Below are 19,652 nucleotides of genomic sequence, written 5' to 3'. Positions count from 1 at the left end.
CATAAGAAGGAGGAACTTCCTTGTCCTCTATCATCCATAGTCAGTTTGACATCAACGTGCTGGACGTCCTAAAGATTCAATATCAGAAGCGGATCCTGTTCGATTATGTCCAGTCTTGTTATACCGTCTCTTATATCCAAAAAGGTGAGGTATTGACGACATCCTCCGAAGGAGAATATGTTGCTTCTGCCGGAGATGTGATGATCCACCGTCCTAACGAGCCTTTTAATGTGATCTCCAAAACGGATGGCGTACATTATCTGTTTAATATTAACGCTAAAGTTAAAGACGGAGATGACTTCTTTAAGTTATTCCCTTTAGGCAAGGTGATTCGGGTCCGGGATCGAAGCGAATATGAGCGGAGGTTTGACGAGTTGCGAAGCCTGTGGTTGCAGGAGGAAGATGATTTCAGGAATGTTCAGGTCGGTTCATTGGCATTTTTTCTTCTTTATGAAATTATGGAGAGTACCAAGCTTGGCGGGCGACGTTCTTCACGAGATCCCTTTATCACGGACCGCTTTAATGAAGCGTTGCAATACATGGAGGAGAGGCTTGATCAGGAGATTAGTAGAGAGGAGCTTTCCAAGCTCTATCATATGAATCCTGTTTATTTTAGCCGGGCATTTCAGAAAATATATAAACTGACACCCATGCAAATGCTGCGAAAATTGCGGCTGCAGCAAGCTAAACAAATGCTGGAATATACGGATTTTACAATCGAGCATATCTCCCAGAGATGTGGTTATTATGATGCTTCACACTTCAGCAAGGTATTTCGTGGCGAATACGGCAAGGGGCCGGCAGAGTACCGGAAAAGTATCGAATTTACAAAAACAAACATCGCTACTCCATAGCGGAGCTTTCCATATTCATTTACTCTTATGAGCATGAGCAGATCATTCTAAGCTGCCCGAATCGAGCGTAACCATTTCGATGAAAAGGAAAGGCAGGGAATAACTCATGAGAATCTTGTATTTGGATTTGGATTCGCTTCGCCCGGACCATCTGGGATGTTATGGCTATCATCGGAATACCTCCCCGAATATCGATTCAATCGCAAAAGAAGGTGTCACCTTTACCAACTACTATTGTTCAGATGCTCCTTGCCTGCCGTCTCGTTCTGCTTTAATGTCCGGGCGATTTGGCATTCATAATGGGATTGTAGGGCATGGCGGAACCGCTGCTGATATGCGTAGAGAAGGAGCAAAACGTGAATTCAATGACCGGTTGGGGATGGAGAGCCTTCCGGCTATATTAAGGCAAGCTGCGATGAAAACTGCATCGATCAGCACCTTCTCCGAACGACACTCGGCTTGGACCTTTAACGCCGGGTTCCTAGAAGTATTTAATGTTGGTGGCAGAGGGCATGAGACGGCAGAGCAGGTGCTTCCAGTGGCACTTAAATGGCTTGAGGATAATGGGGAGTCCGAAAATTGGTTTCTGCACCTGAATTTCTGGGATCCGCATACACCTTATCGTACACCTGAGAGCTACGGTAATCCGTTCGAGAAGGAGCCTTTACCCGATTGGATCACGGAAGACGTGTTTGAGCTTCACCGAAATAAGAAGGGGCAGCATAGTATTGAAGATATGAATGCGCTCGCGAAATCGCATTATCAGCTGCATTTCAGGCATCAGCAGGAGATAGAGAACCGTGATGACCTGCGTGTTATCTTTGACAACTATGATGCTGGAGTTAAGTATCTGGACGAGCATCTCGGAAAAGTTTTTTCTAAGCTGAGAGAACTTGGCGTGATGGAAGATACGGCTATCTTGATCTCTGCGGATCATGGAGAGAGTCTGGGTGAACTAGGAATTTACTCCGAACATGGCACAGCAGACGAGGCGACTTGCCGTATTCCGATGATTGTTCGCTGGCCAGGGGGCAAGAAGGGAATCGTGGAGGAGGGGCTACATTATCACCTTGATCTAGGACCTACATTAGCAAGCCTTTTGAATTTGAAAGCGGCTGCTTCTTGGGATGGTGAAAGTTATGCAGGTACCATTCTGGAGGGGGATTTGGGAGGGCGTGAGTATCTCGTAATCTCACAATGTGCGCATGTGTGTCAACGCAGCGTTCGGTTTGCGGATTGGTTATATATACGTACCTATCATGACGGACACCATGGATTCGCGCAAGAAATGCTGTTTGATTTGAAGCATGATCCTTATGAACAACATAATCTTGCCGAAGTGCGTAAAGACGTTTGTATGGAGGCTGTCTATCTGTTGAATGAATGGCATGATAATATGATGGGCTCCATGGATTGTGATATCGATCCATTATGGACGGTACTTATGGAAGGTGGACCCTACCATGCCAAAGAGTATCTGAGCTCATCCTTATAGGATGCTTAATAATATCCTAGTAAATGCGACGAATGAAAGACATACGAAATGGAGGTTGCCCTGAATGGGCAACCTCCCTATTTATGTTCTCGCTTTTTGTGGATCTATTAAAGATCCGGGAAGCCTCAAAACGGTCTTCGTCCCGCTACCCTCCTTACTATACAGCAGAACGCCGCAAGGATCGCCATACTTAAGATTTAGACGATTATTGACATTTAGGAGACCGATATGATCTCCTGATTCTATATTCTTACCAGCCAGCAACTCCGTAAGTTGTTCCAGTCTTGTTGTATCGATGCCTACACCATTATCTTCTACCACGATTTCAAGTAGCCCCGCTTCGTTTTTCTCTACGGAGATCAGCAAAATTCCTTGTCCTTGTGCCTCAAGCCCATGACCAAGCGCATTTTCAACAATAGGTTGAAGGATCATTTTAGGCACGGGAATGTGTAACCATTCCTGGGGACACAATAGCTTGTAAGTAAATTTGTCCGGGAAACGGCCTTGGTAAATCCTCACACAAGATTCCGCGATTTTCAGCTCTTCCCCAAGAGTTACCTCCTCTTTGCCTTTGATGCTGTACTTGAGCATTGTGCTTAAGGCGGTAGTCATCTCGAAGATATCCCGATTTCCTTTTACGATCGCAACGCCCTTGATTGTATCTAAAGTATTGCTTAAGAAATGCGGATTAATTTGACTTTGTAAATACGAATATTCCGCCCGCTGCTTTTCCAGATCGGTCAGATAAAGTTGAGTTGAAGCATCGATTAATTGGTCCGTCAAATCGTGGATCCGTGTGGTCATATCGTTGAACTGTCGGGAGATGATTTCAATCTCAGCATAGCCCTTTAAATCGACCTTGTTGTTCAATATCCCCAGACTTCCGCCCTTTAATTGATTCATATAGCGCATAAGTCTAGACAACGGCCTTAAGAGATTCATCATAAGCACAGAATAAGGAATAGAGACGACCAGCAAGATTAAGGCTAGAAGAGCATAGCTGACCTTCTTCAATTTCTCCAGTTCTTTCATTAAATTATGGACAGGAACAGCGGTTATGATTTTTCCAGAGATCTCCGGTAAGCTAAAGGACTGAATGGCATATTTCTTTCCATGAACTGTCTCGACGATGGACTCTCCATCCCTTCCAGTTGCCCGAGTTTGAAACTGCTGGAGCATATCCTCCGGCTCATTGCTATTAGAGTAGATCATGCCTTTATCATCCATCATAAAAAAGCTGGTTCCGACCAATCGGGGATACTCAGAAATTTCAGTTTGAATGGCCTTCATATCTACAATAACTGCGAGATAGCCAATTTTTTCACCATATAGGGACGTGTCACCTGAAGCGAAGATGTTCATCCCGAAAAGCAGTTTTCTCTTGTCGATGACTTTGTCTGGAGGACTGTATCCGCGATAATGAACGATTCCATCCTCCTCAGCTGTTTTCATAAGATCGATAGCATATTTTGTTCTTCCTGCTAAGGAAATACGTGTGTTTGAGCTGCCGATAACAATAATATCTAAGATATCCGTGTTCATATTTCGGGCGATGCTCAACAATCCTTCAACTTTTTGGGATAGATCGTAGACTCGAAGCTTATCATTCTCGACTAGGAACTTTTGGACGGTCGAATCGTAACCCACATTCATCATCATGGAAGAAACGTTGGCATAGTTGTCAGAAATCCGTTGCTTGAGGAGGGAGACCAGCTCTGTATTGTATTGCGTATTTTGATTAATGATAGTTTCGCTTGATAGTTGGTAGACTCGTGAAACGATGATTGGGATAATGGCAACAATAAATAACCCGAATAGCAAAACCTGAGTTCGGATGGATAGTCTCTTAAATGTCTTCATTGTTTTGTTCCCTATATTGTGTAGGTGTCATTTTGAGATGCCGTTTAAAAATTCGTGTGAAATAGAAATAATCCTGAAAACCGCATTTCTCACCGATTTGGTAAATGGAAAGGTTGGTTTTGATCAGCGTTTTACAAGCGTATTCAATTCGTAAACGACTGATATGTTCGATGATGGTCTCGCCGACCTCTTTTTTGAATAATTGGCATAAATAATTTGGACTTAAAAAAAACTGATTGGCTAAATGCTGGATCGAAATTTCTTGATTGAAATGGTTGCGGATGTATAACATGATTTCTTTGACTTTGTGGTTTGAGATTCGTGAAATATCAGTTTCGTTTCTGTTCATAAAAATATCAAGTGTCATAAGAATCAGATCATCAATCATAGCTTCAGCCGTGCCGTACCGATAATAGAGCTGTTCATATCCTTCAAAAAAACGGCCGCTAACCCGAGTCCCTTCCCGAGGAAATAAGTAGAGGATCGATGTATAGAGCAAATAGGCTTCTTTAATGGTGAACGTTCCCTCTTTGAATAATTTCTTTATCGATTCCATGGCTGCTATGAAACCGAGCCGGTCTTTATTATGAAGAATCCGGGAAATCTCTTTGAGTTTCTCGTCGATCGTTATTTCCTGCTGTGGATTCACCCGGTAACATCCGGGCATCCCCGTTGCGAACATACTGAAAGCAGCATGAGAGGCGGACTCTAAAGACGCATCCAATTGGTGTATATCCGAAATAGGAGGACCGATCCCGACTCCGCATTCTTGTACAACTTCTGTTTGTTCAAGACCCTGGAGGAAGACTTCGTATTGGCACTCTTCCAATAAGTAACCATACCGACGGCGGCTCATTGGGAAACACAGGGAAGAGAACTGCCTGACATCTACAGGTGAACTTAACCCTTGGATAACAATGGGGATATGAGGGGTATCTTTCGACAAGGGTATTTTCTTCTCATCCAACCATAAGTTAATTCGTTCAAGATCTCCGGAACAAACCGCTTCATAAAGTTCGAAGTCGTGGATAGGTTGTTCTTTAACTGTCTTGGAATCGTGTTGCTGGGCTATTCGGTTGAGCATACCTTCAATTTCTTCGATTTCAAAGGGTTTGAGACAATATCCGAAAGTACCATAATTCATTGCTTTTTGTGCATAAGCGAACTCGGCATGTCCGCTGAGTACGATAAAGATCGTATCAGGCGCGATGGCCTTGCCACGTTGAATGAGCTCTAGTCCATTCATAACAGGCATCTTGATATCTGTTAGAACAAGGGTGGGGCGAAGCGATTGAATTAATTGAAGGGCTTCTTGCCCGTTTTCGGCATCGTCGATCACTTCAAAGCCGTATTTCTTCCAATTCACTCCTGCTTTAATTCCTTCTACAATCCACTTCTCATCATCTGCAATAATTACTGAACGCATAAGTGAATCCCCCTCTCTTTATAGAGCTCTTAGATTTATCCTAGCGATTGTGGACCATGGGGGGTATGGACTATCTTACGCTCACTATGTCCGATATTACGTGCTACAGGAAGGTCTCCCGCAAAGGTGTGAAAAATCCACATGACCGGAGTTGTATTCTCTATACAAGAGAATTTACACTCCCGATATAATTTACCATATAAATCGCTTACAAGCATAACAATCTCATACAGAAAGGTGGGGAGAAGATTGGCTGATTCTGTAACCACTCGAACGCCTAAGCGAAGCTTAAAAACTCTTGCTCCAAAGCAAAGTTTAGGGAAAACGATTTTACAGTACAAGTATTTTTACCTTATGGTTCTACCGGTGTTAATCTGGTACGCCCTCTTCAGCTATGCTCCCATGTACGGTGTAACGCTAGCGTTCAAAACATTTAATTACAGTGAGGGGATTCTGGGCAGTCCTTGGGTTGGATTGGAGAATTTTCAAACGCTGCTGACCGACCCCGATTTTCGCAAGGCGTTTTGGAATACGGTCATTATCAGCTTGATGAAGCTGGTCACTCATTTCCCGATGCCCATTATCCTGGCGATTGTTTTATATGAGTTTTCCAGGACAAAAATGAAGCGGTTTTTTCAGACGATCCTGACGTTCCCGCATTTTATATCGTGGGTTGTACTGTCGGGGATTATTATCAATATTTTAAGCAAAGACGGGATTTATAACCAGATCATCATGCTGTTTGGTGGAGATCCGAATTCTCCTCTTGTCGATGAAAGTGCATTCAGACCCGTTCTGTATATCACGCATGTGTGGCGAGAGATCGGTTGGGATTCAATCATTTACCTGGCGGCTCTGGCAGGGATCAATCCTGAGCTGTTTGAAGCGGCTGAAGTAGACGGAGCGAACCGGTTTCGCCGTTTGCTAAACATCGCATGGCCGGGTTTGAAAAGTACAGTCGCAGTCCTGCTAATCCTTCAAGTTGGACAACTACTAACCCAAGGTTCGAGCTTCGAGCAAATTTTCAACCTGTATAGTTCGCCGGTATATTCGGTTGCCGACACGATCGATACTTACATTTATCGGACTTCATTCACGATTGGAGGAGACTTTGGATATATGACCGCCGTGGGTGTCGTAAAGTCCATTATCAGCCTAATCCTTTTATGGGCGGCCAATACGTTCGCTAAGAAGATGGGCGAGGAAGGACTGTATTAATCTGCAGGAAAAGGGGAGAAGCAAGTGACCGACACAACGTTTAAAAAGAGAAAAAAGTGGAGTGTTTTCGATATCGCCGCATTCGTGGTGCTGGGGCTCCTAGCAATAGTAACATTTTTTCCCTTCTATAATGTTCTTATTATCTCTGTGGCAAAGTTCGAAGCGATTAGTAAAAGCGACTTTTATATTTTTCCGCTTTCGTTTGACCTGTCCGCTTACAAGCTTTTGCTTCAGGATATGAAGTTTTGGACTTCCATCTTTAATTCTGTCATCGTAACAGTGGTTGGCGTGTTGTTCAGCATGACAATCTCTGTGGCGGGAGCTTATGCATTATCCAAGCGGGGTATGCCCGGCAGAAACATAATGCTTAGCTTGATCTTGTTCACTATGTTTTTCAATGGCGGTTTAATTCCTTTTTACTTAGTCGTTAAGGATCTAGGATTCGTAAACAATATACTCGTCATGATCATCCCTGCGGGTCTCAATACGTTTTATCTAATCATTATGAAAAACTATTTCAATACCATTCCAGAAAGCTTGGAAGAATCGGCTAAGCTGGATGGGGCGAATGATCTGTACATTCTTTTCAAAATCATTATTCCAATATCTGCTCCATTCATGGCGACTTTTGCTTTGTTCTATGCTGTGGAAAGATGGAATGAATGGTGGTATGCATTAATTTTTATCAGTGACGCGGCAAAAGCACCCCTTCAGATTTATCTACGGGAGACACTTATTACTTCGAATTCCTTGCTAAGCCAAATGGCACAAACGATGGCCGAGCAGGAGCAGACGGGGAAGGTCTACACACCTGCACTTCAAATGGCAGCGATTGTAGTTTCGAGTATTCCGATTATTGTTGTTTATCCGTTCCTGCAGAAGCATTTTAATAAAGGCATTATGGTGGGTTCAATAAAAGGATAAGAAAGATTTTAAATAGATTAATTCTATCCTAAAATAGTATAAAGGGAGGTTTCAAGCATGCATAGAAAGAAAATAATGACATTGGCATTATGTATAACTTTGTTCGCTTCAGTACTCACGGCTTGCGGTGGAGGCAATAACGGCAAAGGGCAGGCTGGTTCAAACGGTGAAACATCTCCGAATTCTTCTAACTCTACGGATAATCCTTACAAGGATCCAATGACTATTTCTCTTGGGTTTTGGGATGCGGATGCCGAGATTGCTAACCTCGAAAAGGACCCGATCGCTAAACAAGTGTTGGAGAAATTCAACATCACACTAAAACCTGTCAATTTGTCTTGGGATGACTATACCCAGAAGATTCAAATGTGGGCCGCCTCCGGCCAATTGCCAGACATTTTCGCGATCGACGCCGTCGGTACACAATATCAGCGCAAATGGGTGAATCAAGGCGTTGTTAAAGCGCTCCCGGATCTTTCAAAGTATCCGAATCTTGCAAAATACTTCGAATCGCCAGATATTAAAGGATTAGGAGTAGATGGAAAGTATTATACTGTACCTCGCCGGATGTTCCCGAGTGTCGATTGGAGTGCACTGGACCGTATGGTTTTCTATCGTTGGGATCTTGCTCAAAAGGCTGGGATCACCAAAGAACCAGAGACATGGCAAGAGTTTGAAGCCATGCTTGATGCAATCGTAAAGTCGGATCCGGAAGGCAAGCATGTTACTGGTCTTACGACGACAACTACCAAGATGCTGGGCGGATTCTTCTGGTTGTATGGCAACCCGGTTGCTACTAGTGATGGAAGCGGCAGTGATTTTAAATGGATCAAAGAGGATGGAAAGTTTATCCCTGCTGTATTCTCTAAAAATGCGCTGCCAGCGCTGCAAAACATGAAGAATATGTACGAAAAAGGATTGATCGATCCAGACATCGCGCTTGTTAAACCAGCAGAGTCCTATGACAATTTCGTAGCAGGCAAAGCAGCTGCTCTCCTGAGCGGTGGAGGTTTCATAAATTTAAATAGCGATATGTATGAAAAACGCTGGAAAACAGCTTATCCGGATAAGGATATGACGGAGAGCGTGAAGGCGCTCAAGCCGCTTATCGGTCCTGATGGTGAACGTTCACATTCCATCTTTAAAACATACTGGTCAGAAAGCTATTTCAGCAATAAGATTGACGATAAAAAGATGGATCGCATCATGGCACTCTATGATTATGTGTTGTCTCCTGAAGGCAAGGATCTGTTGACTTATGGCATCGAAGGTGTAGATTATAAGCTCGAAAATGGGCAGAAGGTTGTCATTGAAAAGGGTTCGTTAAATGAGAAGTATCCAGCTAGCAGATTTCTGAAGAATTTGGTAGCTTATGAAACTTCAGATAGCTATAACATGGATAACCCGACGATTGCTAACGAAGGAATCCGCAAAGAAGCTGTCGATTACATCGACTGGATTCAGAACAATACAAAGGTGCCAGAATACGACATTCGGTTAACTTATATGTCCACCCCAACAAAGGATAAATTTACTGTGCTTGACCATGATGATTTGCTTAAGATCATGCTTTCTAAAGAACCCGTTGAGAGTTACTGGAATAGCATTGTGAACGATTATAAGGCTAAAGGCCTTGATAAAATGATAGAGGAAGTAAATGAGAAGGCCAAGGAACAAGGTATTGAATAATGGATGGATAGAGAAGATCCGGGCGGAAGTAGCCCGGATCTTCCGTTTAATTATTTGAAGTATGGTTTAGACTGTGCGGCGCTACTAACCGCATACTTATAAGATTGGGAGGGTAAAGTTTATGAAACTTAGCATTCACTTGACCGGGTTAACCGAGAAACAGTTAGCAGCAGTTTCAGAAGTAGCGGGAATATTGAGTATACGAATGGAACGCTCAGGGATACCAGTGAATTGTATTAAGCAAGGGAAGGGCTTTCGAATATCTTACGATGAGGCTCAAGTCATCATTGCGTATGGACAGGAACATCAGTTGATCCGGGCACTCAGCCGATTTCTTGAGAACGTACGCCGTGGAGAACGAGTTGAAATTAATGAACGGCCGGTTTATGAACAGTTAGGCTTCATGGTAGACTGTTCGCGAAATGCGGTTCTTAACTATCAAGGATATAAGGAATTGATCCGGCGTTTAGCGCTTATGGGATATTCAACGGTTCAGTTGTATTCGGAAGACACCTACGAACTGGAGGGATACCCTTATTTCGGCTATTTGCGAGGCCGATATACTGGAGATCAAATTCGGGAGCTGGATCAGTATGCCGCGTTATTTGGCATAGAACTGGTTCCTTGTATTCAGACCCTGGCCCATCTCGGCCAAGCATTGAAATGGCAGGCACATGCACCGCTTGTGGATTTCCAGGATATTCTCCTTATTGATGATCCCAGAACTTATGAGTTAATTGATCGAATGTTTGCTTTTATGTCGGCTCATGTAAGCAGTCGCCGCATAAATATCGGGATGGACGAAGCTCATATGATGGGACTTGGTAAATACCTGGATAAGCATGGGTATCAGGATCGATCTTCATTAATGTTAAAACACTTTAGCACTGTTATGGAGATCGCCAGAAAATATGCTTTCCAGACGATGATGTGGAGCGACATGTTTTTCCGTCTGGCCAGTTCCGGAGAATATTACGATGCTGAAAGTCCAATTAGCCCTGATATTGTAAAGCTGATTCCTGAAGATGTTACCTTGATCTACTGGGATTATTATTCGGAAACGCAGGAGAAATACGACGGGATGTTAAGCAAACATAAGCAGCTGAATGATCATATTGGATTTGCAGGTGGTGCTTGGAAATGGATGGGCTTCGCTCCAAACAATGAATTCAGTCGCCATGTCAGTCTGCTGGCTCATGATAGCTGTGTTAAGCATGGAATTCAAGTAGTGTTGATTACCGCATGGGGAGATAATGGCGCTGAAGCTTCCGTTTTCTCGGTTCTTCCTACCCTTCAACTTTGGGCGGAGCTGAGCTACACGGGATGTTTCGTGGAGAACCATGTCAAAGAAAGATTCAGCAGCTGTGTGCAAGGCAATTATGATGACTTTATGGCACTTGATGCGGCCAACCTGGTTCCGGGTAATTCGGCTCCGGGGGGATGTTCTATCAATCCGGCTAAATACTTGCTTTATCAAGATATTTTGTGTGGTTTGTTTGATCGACATGTTATTCCTAACGCGTATTCGAAGCATTATCAGCAAAGTGCAGAAAAGCTCGAACAGGCGATCACTCGCAATTCGCCTTGGCAATCCTTATTCTCTGTACAAGCCAGCTTGTGTCGCTTGCTCGAAATAAATAGCGAAATCGGGATTTCTATACGCGACGCTTATCATCGGGGGAATTTAGAGGAATTGGCTCACTTTGCCAAGGTGACTTTGCCACAATTATCTGATTTGGCCAGACAATTCATGGACGACTATCGAGTGCAATGGGAGCTGGAAAATAAGGTATTTGGTCTTGATGTTTTTGATCTTCGTATGGGAGGAATGCTTGAGAGAATCAGAACGGCGATTCATCGAATCAATCGTTATGTCGAAGGGAACGTGGAGCAGATTGCTGAATTAGAAGAGGAGCTTCTGACGTTCGACGGTCTTGTTGACGAGGGCGACCCCAGGACGATAAGTGCGAATTTATGGCACACGATTGCAACACCATCCGTGATCGCTGGGGTTTAAGGAGGGGGTGAGGTTATGATTGATACTAATCTGGACCATCAAAAGGGCACAAAGCAGCCCAACCTTTTGCTTATCACCGTAGATCAGATGCGTTTTGATTGCCTGAGCATTATGGGACATCCCGTCGTTGAGACACCCAACCTGGACGCTCTGGCATCAAGGGGGATCTTATTTGAGCACGCTTACTCGGCTACCCCCAGTTGTATTCCCGCCAGGGCTGCTATCATGACAGGAATGGGGCAAAGATCACATGGGCGGGTTGGTTATCGGGATAAGGTTGAATGGAATTACGCCCATACGATTGCCGGAGAGCTTGCTCAAGCTGGTTATCATACGCAGTGTGTTGGCAAGATGCATGTGTATCCTGCACGTAATCTATGTGGATTCCATAATGTGGTGCTTCATGATGGATATCTTCACTACAATCGGGATAAGAGCAAAACGTTACAGGATGAACACTATGATCAAGTGGATGATTATTTGCAGTGGCTGCGAAGACAAACTAATGCTAACTCGGATATCACTGATTTAGGCCTTGATTGCAACGCCTCAACGGTTGCCCGCCCCTGGCACTTGCCGGAAGCGATGCATCCCACGAATTGGTGCGTGACCGAGTCGCTAGACTTTTTGCGAAGAAGGGACCCTGGGAAACCATTTTTCTTATGGTCTTCCTTCGTTCGCCCGCATTCCCCATTGGATCCGCCACAATGTTATCTAGATATGTACAAGGACTTGGAATTTCCCGATCCTCCAATCGGAGACTGGGTGGACGAGAGTGCGGCCTTAAACGGAGCTAAGGATCCAACTTCTTCGTTCACTAATTTGCCAAAGCGCAGATTGGATCGTGCCCGTGCGGCGATTACGCGCTAATTACGCATCTTGACGACCAAATTGGGAGGTTGATCAATGGGCTGCAGGAGTATGGAGTTTTAAATGAAACTTTGATTCTATTTACTTCTGATCATGGTGAAATGATGGGGGATCACCATTACTTCCGCAAATCTCTTCCTTATGAAGGAAGTGCTAAGATTCCTTTCATAGTGTTTGATCCGGGAGAAACGCTTGGACTTCTTGCAGGCTCCCGGCCTGATTCCATTGTAGAGCTTCGCGATATTATGCCCACATTTCTTGAAGCTGCTGGCGTCCAAATACCAGTTCCAGTAGAAGGGCAAAGTGTGTTGCCGCTGTGCAGGGGAGATCAGACATTATGGCGATCTTATATTCATGGGGAACAAGCCTATGGAGAAAAGTCCCACCACTTCTTAACGGATGGAAGAGAGAAATTTATTTGGTATTCTCAGACAGGGGAAGAGCAGTATTTTGATCTAGCGGCAGACCCCTCAGAGAAGATTAATGCGATAGGCTGTACTGATAAATTTGAGCGTATAAAAGAGTGGAGAGAGCGTCTTATTCACGAGCTGGAGGGACGAGAGGAAGGGTTTGTAAACAACGGCGAATGGATTGCCGGACGCCCAATATCTCATATTCTAAAGGCATCCCAATTGGGGAAATAATCATAACATAGGGCAACCAGAACTCACAGGTTGCCCTACGTCTGTTACGGATATAAAGAAAGGTTAGTGAATTTACCAGCTACTCCGGCGTTCAGGCAAAGGGTCCTGATCTTGAATCATTCGATGGACGAGCAATTCAACCATCGAATGGCGAATATCACTATAATCGGGATCTTCAAAACGATTGGAGTTTTCATGAGGATCCTCTTTCAAATCATACAATTCGCCGTAGGTCTCACCTGCGAAAATCACCAGCTTATAACGTGTTGTACGCAAACACTTAGCGTTAATGCCGCGGTCATGAGCAATATAAGCGGTCAGGGCAGAATTGCGCACATGGGACTCTCTTCCAGCCAGCACCTCCATCTGTGACACACCTTGAATTCCGTAGGGAGTTTTGAGACCTGCGGCTGCAAGCAGTGTGGGGACAATATCAACATGTTCCATCAAAGCAGGGACCCGTTGCCCGGAAGCAATCCCAGGACCGCGTACGATCATCGGGATTCGTGTTAACCCTTCATAAAACCACGGCCCCTTGTAAATTAGTCCATGGTCACCGAGCAGTTCTCCATGATCGCTGGTAAAGAGGATGACTACATCATCGTACATTTCTTTTTGACGCCAAGCTTTTATAATACGTCCGATCTGCGCATCAATGAAGGTAATCATCGCATAATAATTTCGGGTGAGCCGTTTCATATGCGCTTCATCAAGAGAATGCTCCTCACCGCCACCAGGCCAATATCCTCCCTGACTCTGACGCAGCAGATGTGGAGGACGAAGATGCACGTCATCTGCTTCTCTGGCTGGAGATGGAATGTCAGTGTCAGCGTACATATCCGCGTAAGCTTTTGGAGGGTCAAAGGGGTGATGTGGATCGACGAAACTGGTCCATAAAAATAGCGGTTGCTCGGTTTTGTGGGCGAGGATAGCATCGATACTCCGTTCAGCAATCCAATAAGTCTGATGCAGCTCCGGAGGGAGTTCGCTCTCCCACACATCGTTTTGAGCATTAGAAGCTCTGTAATGATCCTTGCTGAAACGCTCTGCCACTTCAGGGTTACGCTGTCTAAGCCACTCCATATATTCCCCGATACAATTGTCTTCCGTAATATGATGTTCATCAAATCCGTAGTACGTTCCATCGGAAGCTCTTCCGCGGTCACGATAAGCAGGCTCTTCATATTCTTGTGAAAAGTTCCCCTTCATCTGAGGGCGGAAATGCATCTTTCCTATACCGATGGTTTTATAATCCGCTTTCTTTAAATGATCGCATAAGGTAAGTTCGTCTTCTCTGAGTGTGGTACCGATGTTCCAGGCACCATGAACATGCGGATACCTGCCTGTAAAAATGGAAGAACGTGAAGGCGTGCAAACGGGACTAGCGCAGTAAGCGCCAGTGAAGAGTGTGCCTTCCGAAGCAAGCTGGTCAAGTTCAGGTGTCAGTACGGAAGCGTTTTCGATACCTAGTGCGTCCGCGCGCATTTGATCTGTGGTAATTAACCAAATATGAGTTCTTTTTGACATCCGTAATAACCCCCTATGAATATAGTGTATAGCATCACAAAAGCCCCTAGCAACCAATGAATTCTCCATATATTTCATTAGAATCGTCCATATGGGTTGATATTTTTATTACCTATAATTAAATAGTCTATCTCAATGTTGGAGGAGAAATTATATGCGGAAGTTATCCATATCAGGGGATCATTTTATATTGGACGAACAACCCATCCGGTTGCTTTCTGGTGCGCTTCATTATTTCCGGATCGTTCCGGAATATTGGCAGGATCGTTTGCTGAAGCTGAAGGCTTGTGGATTGAATACTGTTGAAACCTATATTCCTTGGAATTTACACGAACCAGAGGAGGGGAACTTCAATTTTGCTGGATTTGCTGACATCGAGGCTTTCGTTAGACTTGCCGGAGAGCTTGGTTTGCACGTGATTTTGCGGCCAAGTCCTTATATTTGTGCGGAATGGGAATTCGGTGGATTGCCAGCTTGGTTACTTGCGGACAATAACATACAACTGCGTTGTAATGATAACGTCTATTTATCTAAGTTGGATGCCTATTTCGATGAGTTGCTTCCACGTCTGCGGCCCTTGTTAAGCACTAACGGTGGGCCTGTGCTTGCCCTTCAAGTAGAGAACGAATATGGAAGCTTTGGTAGTGATAAGACTTACCTGAATGATCTAAAAGCAGGAATGATCGCCCGCGGCATGGACGTTCTGCTGTTTACTTCAGATGGAGCTGAAGATCATATGCTCCAAGGCGGTATGATTGACGGAGTGTTCGCCACTGTGAATTTTGGTTCACGGGCAAAGGAAGCCTTTGCTAAACTACGTGAATATCAGCCTACGGGACCGTTGATGTGTATGGAATTCTGGAATGGATGGTTTGACCACTGGATGAAACCGCATAATACACGCCCCGAATCTGAAGTAGCGGAGACTTTGGATGAAATGCTGGCTTTAGGAGCCTCTGTTAACTTCTATATGTTCCATGGGGGGACGAATTTTGGATTTATGAATGGGGCAAATCTTTTTGACAAATATGAGCCCATCGTAACCAGCTACGATTATGATACGCTGCTGGACGAATCCGGTAAGCCAACTGCAAAATTCTATGCAGCACGAAAAATAATTGAGAAATACGTAACGTTACCGCCACTGGAATTACCGCCGTTATTAAAGTCACAAGCTTATGGTAAAGTGTTGATGACAGAAGCAGCACCACTGTTCACTCAGTTAGACGTTTTGTCTACCCCAGAACATAGAGCATGTCCCGAGCCAATGGAGAAACTGGGTCAGAATCATGGGTTCATCTTATATTCGACGAGGATCAGTGGACCCCGCAGCAGTATGGAGCTCGTCCTTCAAGAAGTACGTGATCGTGCGCTTGTATTCGCGAATGGGGCCTTTGTCGGTACAGTTGAACGCTGGGATCCGCGAGGAATTCCATTAGAGGTTCCAACGGAGGGACTGCAGATCGACATCCTTGTGGAGAATATGGGGCGTGTAAATTATGGCCCGCTGCTTTGTGATCCAAAAGGCATAACCTGTGGCGTTAGACTCGGCTATCAATTCCTGCATGATTGGACCATTCATTCTTTGCCTTTAACCAATCTTAAGGGATTATCATTCACACCGATAGATTGCGAGCAACGTCAGCAGCCTACTTTTTACCGGGGGAGCTTTCAAGTCAGTAAGCCTGAGGATACTTTTTTGCGGCTGGACGGATGGAGTAAAGGTCAGGTTTTCATAAACGGCTTTAATTTAGGGCGCTACTGGGAGCAGGGTCCAACTAAAACACTATACTTACCAGCGCCGCTTCTGCGTCAAGGTGATAACGAGCTTATCTTATTCGAACTACATGGCGTAATGGAGCCAGTGGTTACTTTTGTAGATACACCGGAGCTCACATGATATTTAACGGTTGAGTAAGTATCATGATTCTATAGTACGGGTCTGATGATTTTTAATATATAATCAAAACAGCCCAACAATTTATAGGAACTGAAAATGCACGATTAGGGTGGGTTAGAGGAGGATTTTAAATGAGCTATGATTTGATGGCATTCGAGACGTCTAAAGCGCCGCAAGAGAGAGCAGCGTTTATGGAGTGGTATGAGCAGCAAGTGCAGTGGTCGGAAGACCATGCCTATAACGATCCATCGGTTTTATCGGAGGCGCTGCAACGCTTTTATAGTGAGTTGTCTGAGCAATTTCCTAATATGAATGTAGAGGACGAGATTTTTGAGGCGATGGAGGAAGCCGGAACGGATAACCGGTTAACTGACTACTCGCTTGGCTCATCCGTCATCTATGCGGCTTTTGCGTATTCCGTAGCTGACGAAGCTTATACGGCGATGCGGGAGTTGGCTATAAAACATAAAGTTGGATTTTTTGATGTAAGCAGCAACGAAGGTGATATTATTTTTCCTTGAAGCAATATGATTTAGAGTGTAGACAGCTGGTTGCTCTCCTAGTTGTGAATGAAGGGGCAACCAGCATGTTTTTTATCTTCTTTACTCTACTACAGACGGAATAATACACTCCTTAATCAGAGGCCAGCGGTCACGAGGCTGAAGTGTGAATTCTGAGGCGATGGTTACGACAAGATCCTTTTCTGGAATGCAGCAAATGACATTACCACCATCACCTAACGCTGAGTAGGTGTAAACCCCGTCTTCTTCGCGTAGCCACCACAAGTAACCGTAATGATTAGGGTTCATCGCTGTTGATTCCTCAATCCATGTCTCCGAAATGATCTGATTTTGCTCCCATTGTCCACGGTTCAAATATAATAAACCAAAACGCGCCATATCGCGTGGAGACAACGTAAGTCCCCATCCTCCTGTGGTGATACGATTTGGGTCTTCCACCCACCCCTTCACATTTACCCCAAACAAATCATCGAACCCAAATGAGCTCATCTCATAATCCGGGATTTCATTCATTCCGATAGGTTTAAATAAACGTTCGTTGGCGAACTCACGGGCACTTTGTCCAGTGCTGCGCGTGATGATGGCAGAAAGCAGATGTGCTCCAGCGGTAGAATATTTGAAATCCCCAATTGTTCCTTGTTGGCCTAGCATATCCAGCGTATATTTTACCCAGTCAGGCTGCATACACATTTGCTCCAGCGGTTCGTGCCAATCTGCAAAAGCATAAGGTGCGGTCATCGTAAGGAGATGGTGCAAGGTGATTTCTTGTTTTTGCGGATCTTGAGCAGCGTTTGGAACATAGTCCGGGAAAAACTCCAGTACCTTTTGATCTGCATTGTTAATAAAGCCAGCATCTATGGCAATGCCTATGAGCGCGGATATGATACTTTTTGTTACAGAGGCCACATGATGTGTGTCATTCGGGCCAGCGCCATTATAATATTTTTCATAAGCGATAGTTCCACTTCTTATCACAACAATCCCGTTGATATTGCTATACTCGGATTTGATCCTTGATTCTAGTTCTGAAAGCAAATCAGCATCCATTCCCAAGTTTGCGGGGGCTGAGATTTGCCAATCTGAAGTTGGATAATTGTTTTTGAGCATGAAAGTAACTCCTTTATGAATTTTTTTTCTTTACTGGAAAATAGACCTCGGTAACCAGATCCTCAGGCACAGCGGCTTGTATCGGGTCCGTTACATATATTTCATAGGGCGAATTCACCATTTCATAACCTTCATTTTCTATCCATTCTCTCAGCTTTGCATAGACCGAGGTCAATTCTGAATAGGCGCCTTTAAGAACAGATCTCGCACAAAGAGCATCAGGCAAATCTCTTGTACCTTTTACAACCTCTTCTATGGGGAGAGCAAACTCTGTATCATTTCCGGCTGGATTATATTCATGGCTGTGATAAATTGTTATTGGCGTACCGAGCAAAGTGAGTTTTTCAGTGGCGATTTTTTCATATAGCCCGCTAAAATAATGTCCATAACCTAGCGCATAGTCATCACTGCTCAACATCTGACGCGTAAAAAGAATATTCATAGGCTGAGTTTCAACAAGCTCTACTTTTATCTCATTCAGGTAGGACATCATGGGGATACCTTTCTCCAAATTTAATACATCACTATTGATTTGTTTTAAGGTGTATTCATAAGTACTTATTTTCTCCTGTATTTCTTTTTTCTTGAGATTAAGGGCTGAGTAGAGCTTCTCTTCTGAATGATCCTGTTCCCATTGCAAAATGTCTCTGATTTCTTCCAGCGAGAAATAATAAGCTTTTAGACGATTGATAAAAAGCATTTTTTTAAGTTGTTTGATGGAGTAATACCTATAACCGTTCTCAGGGTTAATCTCATCGGGATGAATTAATCCGATCTCATCATAATATCGAAGCGTCTTCGTAGAAACTTCGCATATCTTCGAGAATTCTCCAATCGACAGCAAAAAGTCATCTCCTTTTTTCGTTTGAATTAAGCTTCCAAGCTAAAACATCGATGTTTGGTTCTAGATCTACTTAACACCTTACCCTAAGGTCAAAGTCAACAGCAAAATAGTGAACCGATTCCAAGGTTACGACAATATATAGGTAAATGGCCATTCAGAAAGGAGTAGCCAACGGGGCTACCCTTATTTATTAGAGTGTATCATTTTAGCTAAAGCCTTCAAATATTTCCCATAAAACTTCTAGAACATGTTAAGATTTTCACAAGAAAAGATTATAGGAATGGAGAGGAGAACATTTTGTCTAGAAAAAAATACGTATCTTTATTCGTTTTGTTTATCGTCCTGTTATCGGGTTGCGAAAAAAACAATGCCGATATATCCAATAATACAGATGTAGATGTAACTGATGATCAAGAATATAACTTGCTGATTACGAATAACAGTCCGTTATTTTTAAAAAGTGTAGTTGTTACCGTTGATGAAGGAAATGACGTTCAAATTAACTCTTTAATCGACAGTAATATTAAGCATGGTGGGGTAGCAAAGTTCCCCATAGATAATGGAAAGCATTTATTTAAGGTTACACTCAATCCGAAAGATAATTACTCGGTCAGTAAAGAATTTAAGGAAGAATTTAAAGCAGGAGAGATTGTTGAATATCAGATCCTAATAGAACAAAACGAAGTATCTATTCAAAAGATTAAGGATATTAAATAGCAGACTCAATTATAGCAATGAAAAAGCAGGTGGACTTGC

General features: G+C 43.8%; 16 protein-coding genes. 11 read left to right on the top strand and 5 right to left on the bottom strand.

The window, feature by feature from the left end:
• Nucleotides 1-20 precede the first annotated feature (20 nt).
• Together PODO_RS17150 and PODO_RS17145 are read left to right on the top strand one after the other, a co-directional pair.
• A complete protein-coding gene (locus tag PODO_RS17150; RefSeq protein WP_038571736.1) occupies nt 21-854 on the top strand; it encodes a helix-turn-helix domain-containing protein in 834 nt (277 codons plus the stop codon).
• Between the two features lie 106 nt (nt 855-960).
• Nucleotides 961-2,349 (top strand): sulfatase family protein, encoded by a 1,389-nt coding sequence (locus tag PODO_RS17145; protein ID WP_038571733.1) that lies wholly within the window; start codon nt 961-963, stop codon nt 2,347-2,349.
• A gap of 81 nt (nt 2,350-2,430) precedes the next feature.
• On the opposite strand, the gene PODO_RS17140 is transcribed toward PODO_RS17145, so the two are convergent.
• Both PODO_RS17140 and PODO_RS17135 read right to left on the bottom strand, forming a co-directional pair.
• Complete coding sequence (locus tag PODO_RS17140; protein WP_036688197.1) at nt 2,431-4,209, bottom strand: cache domain-containing sensor histidine kinase; 1,779 nt, start codon at nt 4,207-4,209, stop codon at nt 2,431-2,433.
• Nucleotides 4,196-5,635: a response regulator gene (locus PODO_RS17135; RefSeq protein ID WP_038571730.1), complete on the bottom strand. Its 1,440-nt coding sequence runs from the start codon at nt 5,633-5,635 to the stop codon at nt 4,196-4,198. The genes PODO_RS17140 and PODO_RS17135 overlap by 14 nt, the downstream gene beginning before the upstream one ends.
• A 249-nt stretch (nt 5,636-5,884) precedes the next feature.
• On the opposite strand from PODO_RS17135, the gene PODO_RS17130 reads away from it, so the two are divergent.
• From PODO_RS17130 to PODO_RS32220, 6 genes are all read left to right on the top strand, one after another.
• Entirely contained in the window at nt 5,885-6,853 is a 969-nt protein-coding gene (locus tag PODO_RS17130) for an ABC transporter permease (RefSeq protein WP_038571727.1), read from the top strand.
• Between the two features lie 24 nt (nt 6,854-6,877).
• Entirely contained in the window at nt 6,878-7,777 is a 900-nt protein-coding gene (locus PODO_RS17125) for a carbohydrate ABC transporter permease (RefSeq protein WP_038571724.1), read from the top strand.
• Nucleotides 7,778-7,834: 57 nt separating this feature from the next.
• Nucleotides 7,835-9,466 carry an extracellular solute-binding protein gene (locus tag PODO_RS17120; RefSeq protein ID WP_038571722.1) on the top strand — a complete coding sequence of 544 codons (1,632 nt, stop codon included), beginning with the start codon at nt 7,835-7,837 and terminating at the stop codon, nt 9,464-9,466.
• Nucleotides 9,467-9,587: 121 nt separating this feature from the next.
• Nucleotides 9,588-11,483 carry a beta-N-acetylhexosaminidase gene (locus tag PODO_RS17115; RefSeq protein WP_038571719.1) on the top strand — a complete coding sequence of 632 codons (1,896 nt, stop codon included), beginning with the start codon at nt 9,588-9,590 and terminating at the stop codon, nt 11,481-11,483.
• A gap of 15 nt (nt 11,484-11,498) precedes the next feature.
• Nucleotides 11,499-12,353, top strand: a complete 855-nt coding sequence (locus PODO_RS32225) for a sulfatase-like hydrolase/transferase (RefSeq protein WP_342342220.1) — start codon at nt 11,499-11,501, stop codon at nt 12,351-12,353.
• A gap of 29 nt (nt 12,354-12,382) precedes the next feature.
• The gene (locus PODO_RS32220) at nt 12,383-12,997 is read left to right on the top strand and encodes a sulfatase/phosphatase domain-containing protein (RefSeq protein WP_342342219.1); all 615 of its coding nucleotides are present in this window, start codon (nt 12,383-12,385) and stop codon (nt 12,995-12,997) included.
• A gap of 72 nt (nt 12,998-13,069) precedes the next feature.
• Here the strand turns inward: PODO_RS32220 and PODO_RS17105 are convergent, their stop codons facing one another.
• Entirely contained in the window at nt 13,070-14,524 is a 1,455-nt protein-coding gene (locus tag PODO_RS17105) for a sulfatase family protein (RefSeq protein ID WP_038571715.1), read from the bottom strand.
• Between the two features lie 154 nt (nt 14,525-14,678).
• Here PODO_RS17105 and PODO_RS17100 point away from each other — a divergent pair, with 154 nt between their 5' ends.
• Entirely contained in the window at nt 14,679-16,424 is a 1,746-nt protein-coding gene (locus PODO_RS17100) for a glycoside hydrolase family 35 protein (RefSeq protein WP_038571713.1), read from the top strand.
• A 131-nt stretch (nt 16,425-16,555) separates the two neighbouring features.
• The gene (locus tag PODO_RS17095) at nt 16,556-16,945 is read left to right on the top strand and encodes a hypothetical protein (RefSeq protein WP_036688183.1); all 390 of its coding nucleotides are present in this window, start codon (nt 16,556-16,558) and stop codon (nt 16,943-16,945) included.
• A gap of 81 nt (nt 16,946-17,026) precedes the next feature.
• Here the strand turns inward: PODO_RS17095 and PODO_RS17090 are convergent, their stop codons facing one another.
• Both PODO_RS17090 and PODO_RS17085 read right to left on the bottom strand, forming a co-directional pair.
• A complete protein-coding gene (locus PODO_RS17090; protein ID WP_038571710.1) occupies nt 17,027-18,052 on the bottom strand; it encodes a serine hydrolase domain-containing protein in 1,026 nt (341 codons plus the stop codon).
• Between the two features lie 13 nt (nt 18,053-18,065).
• Nucleotides 18,066-18,896: a MerR family transcriptional regulator gene (locus PODO_RS17085; RefSeq protein WP_038571708.1), complete on the bottom strand. Its 831-nt coding sequence runs from the start codon at nt 18,894-18,896 to the stop codon at nt 18,066-18,068.
• Between the two features lie 297 nt (nt 18,897-19,193).
• Here PODO_RS17085 and PODO_RS17080 point away from each other — a divergent pair, with 297 nt between their 5' ends.
• Nucleotides 19,194-19,613 (top strand): hypothetical protein, encoded by a 420-nt coding sequence (locus tag PODO_RS17080; RefSeq protein WP_036688177.1) that lies wholly within the window; start codon nt 19,194-19,196, stop codon nt 19,611-19,613.
• The last annotated feature ends 39 nt before the right edge of the window (nt 19,614-19,652 follow it).

It is taken from the genome of Paenibacillus odorifer (assembly GCF_000758725.1).
GTDB classification, from domain to species: domain Bacteria; phylum Bacillota; class Bacilli; order Paenibacillales; family Paenibacillaceae; genus Paenibacillus_AQ; species Paenibacillus_AQ odorifer.
The sequence above is the reverse complement of the archived record's forward strand: the minus strand, read 5'-3'. Positions and strand labels throughout refer to the sequence as shown.

Excerpts from the sequence above, each read along its gene's own strand:
- PODO_RS17145 (WP_038571733.1), top strand. The coding sequence starts at position 961 with ATGAGAATCTTGTATTTGGATTTGGATTCGCTTCGCCCGGACCATCTG.
- PODO_RS17140 (WP_036688197.1), bottom strand. The coding sequence starts at position 4,209 with ATGAAGACATTTAAGAGACTATCCATCCGAACTCAGGTTTTGCTATTC.
- PODO_RS17135 (WP_038571730.1), bottom strand. The coding sequence starts at position 5,635 with ATGCGTTCAGTAATTATTGCAGATGATGAGAAGTGGATTGTAGAAGGA.
- PODO_RS17120 (WP_038571722.1), top strand. The coding sequence starts at position 7,835 with ATGCATAGAAAGAAAATAATGACATTGGCATTATGTATAACTTTGTTC.
- PODO_RS17115 (WP_038571719.1), top strand. The coding sequence starts at position 9,588 with ATGAAACTTAGCATTCACTTGACCGGGTTAACCGAGAAACAGTTAGCA.
- PODO_RS32225 (WP_342342220.1), top strand. The coding sequence starts at position 11,499 with ATGATTGATACTAATCTGGACCATCAAAAGGGCACAAAGCAGCCCAAC.
- PODO_RS17105 (WP_038571715.1), bottom strand. The coding sequence starts at position 14,524 with ATGTCAAAAAGAACTCATATTTGGTTAATTACCACAGATCAAATGCGC.
- PODO_RS17100 (WP_038571713.1), top strand. The coding sequence starts at position 14,679 with ATGCGGAAGTTATCCATATCAGGGGATCATTTTATATTGGACGAACAA.
- PODO_RS17095 (WP_036688183.1), top strand. The coding sequence starts at position 16,556 with ATGAGCTATGATTTGATGGCATTCGAGACGTCTAAAGCGCCGCAAGAG.
- PODO_RS17090 (WP_038571710.1), bottom strand. The coding sequence starts at position 18,052 with ATGCTCAAAAACAATTATCCAACTTCAGATTGGCAAATCTCAGCCCCC.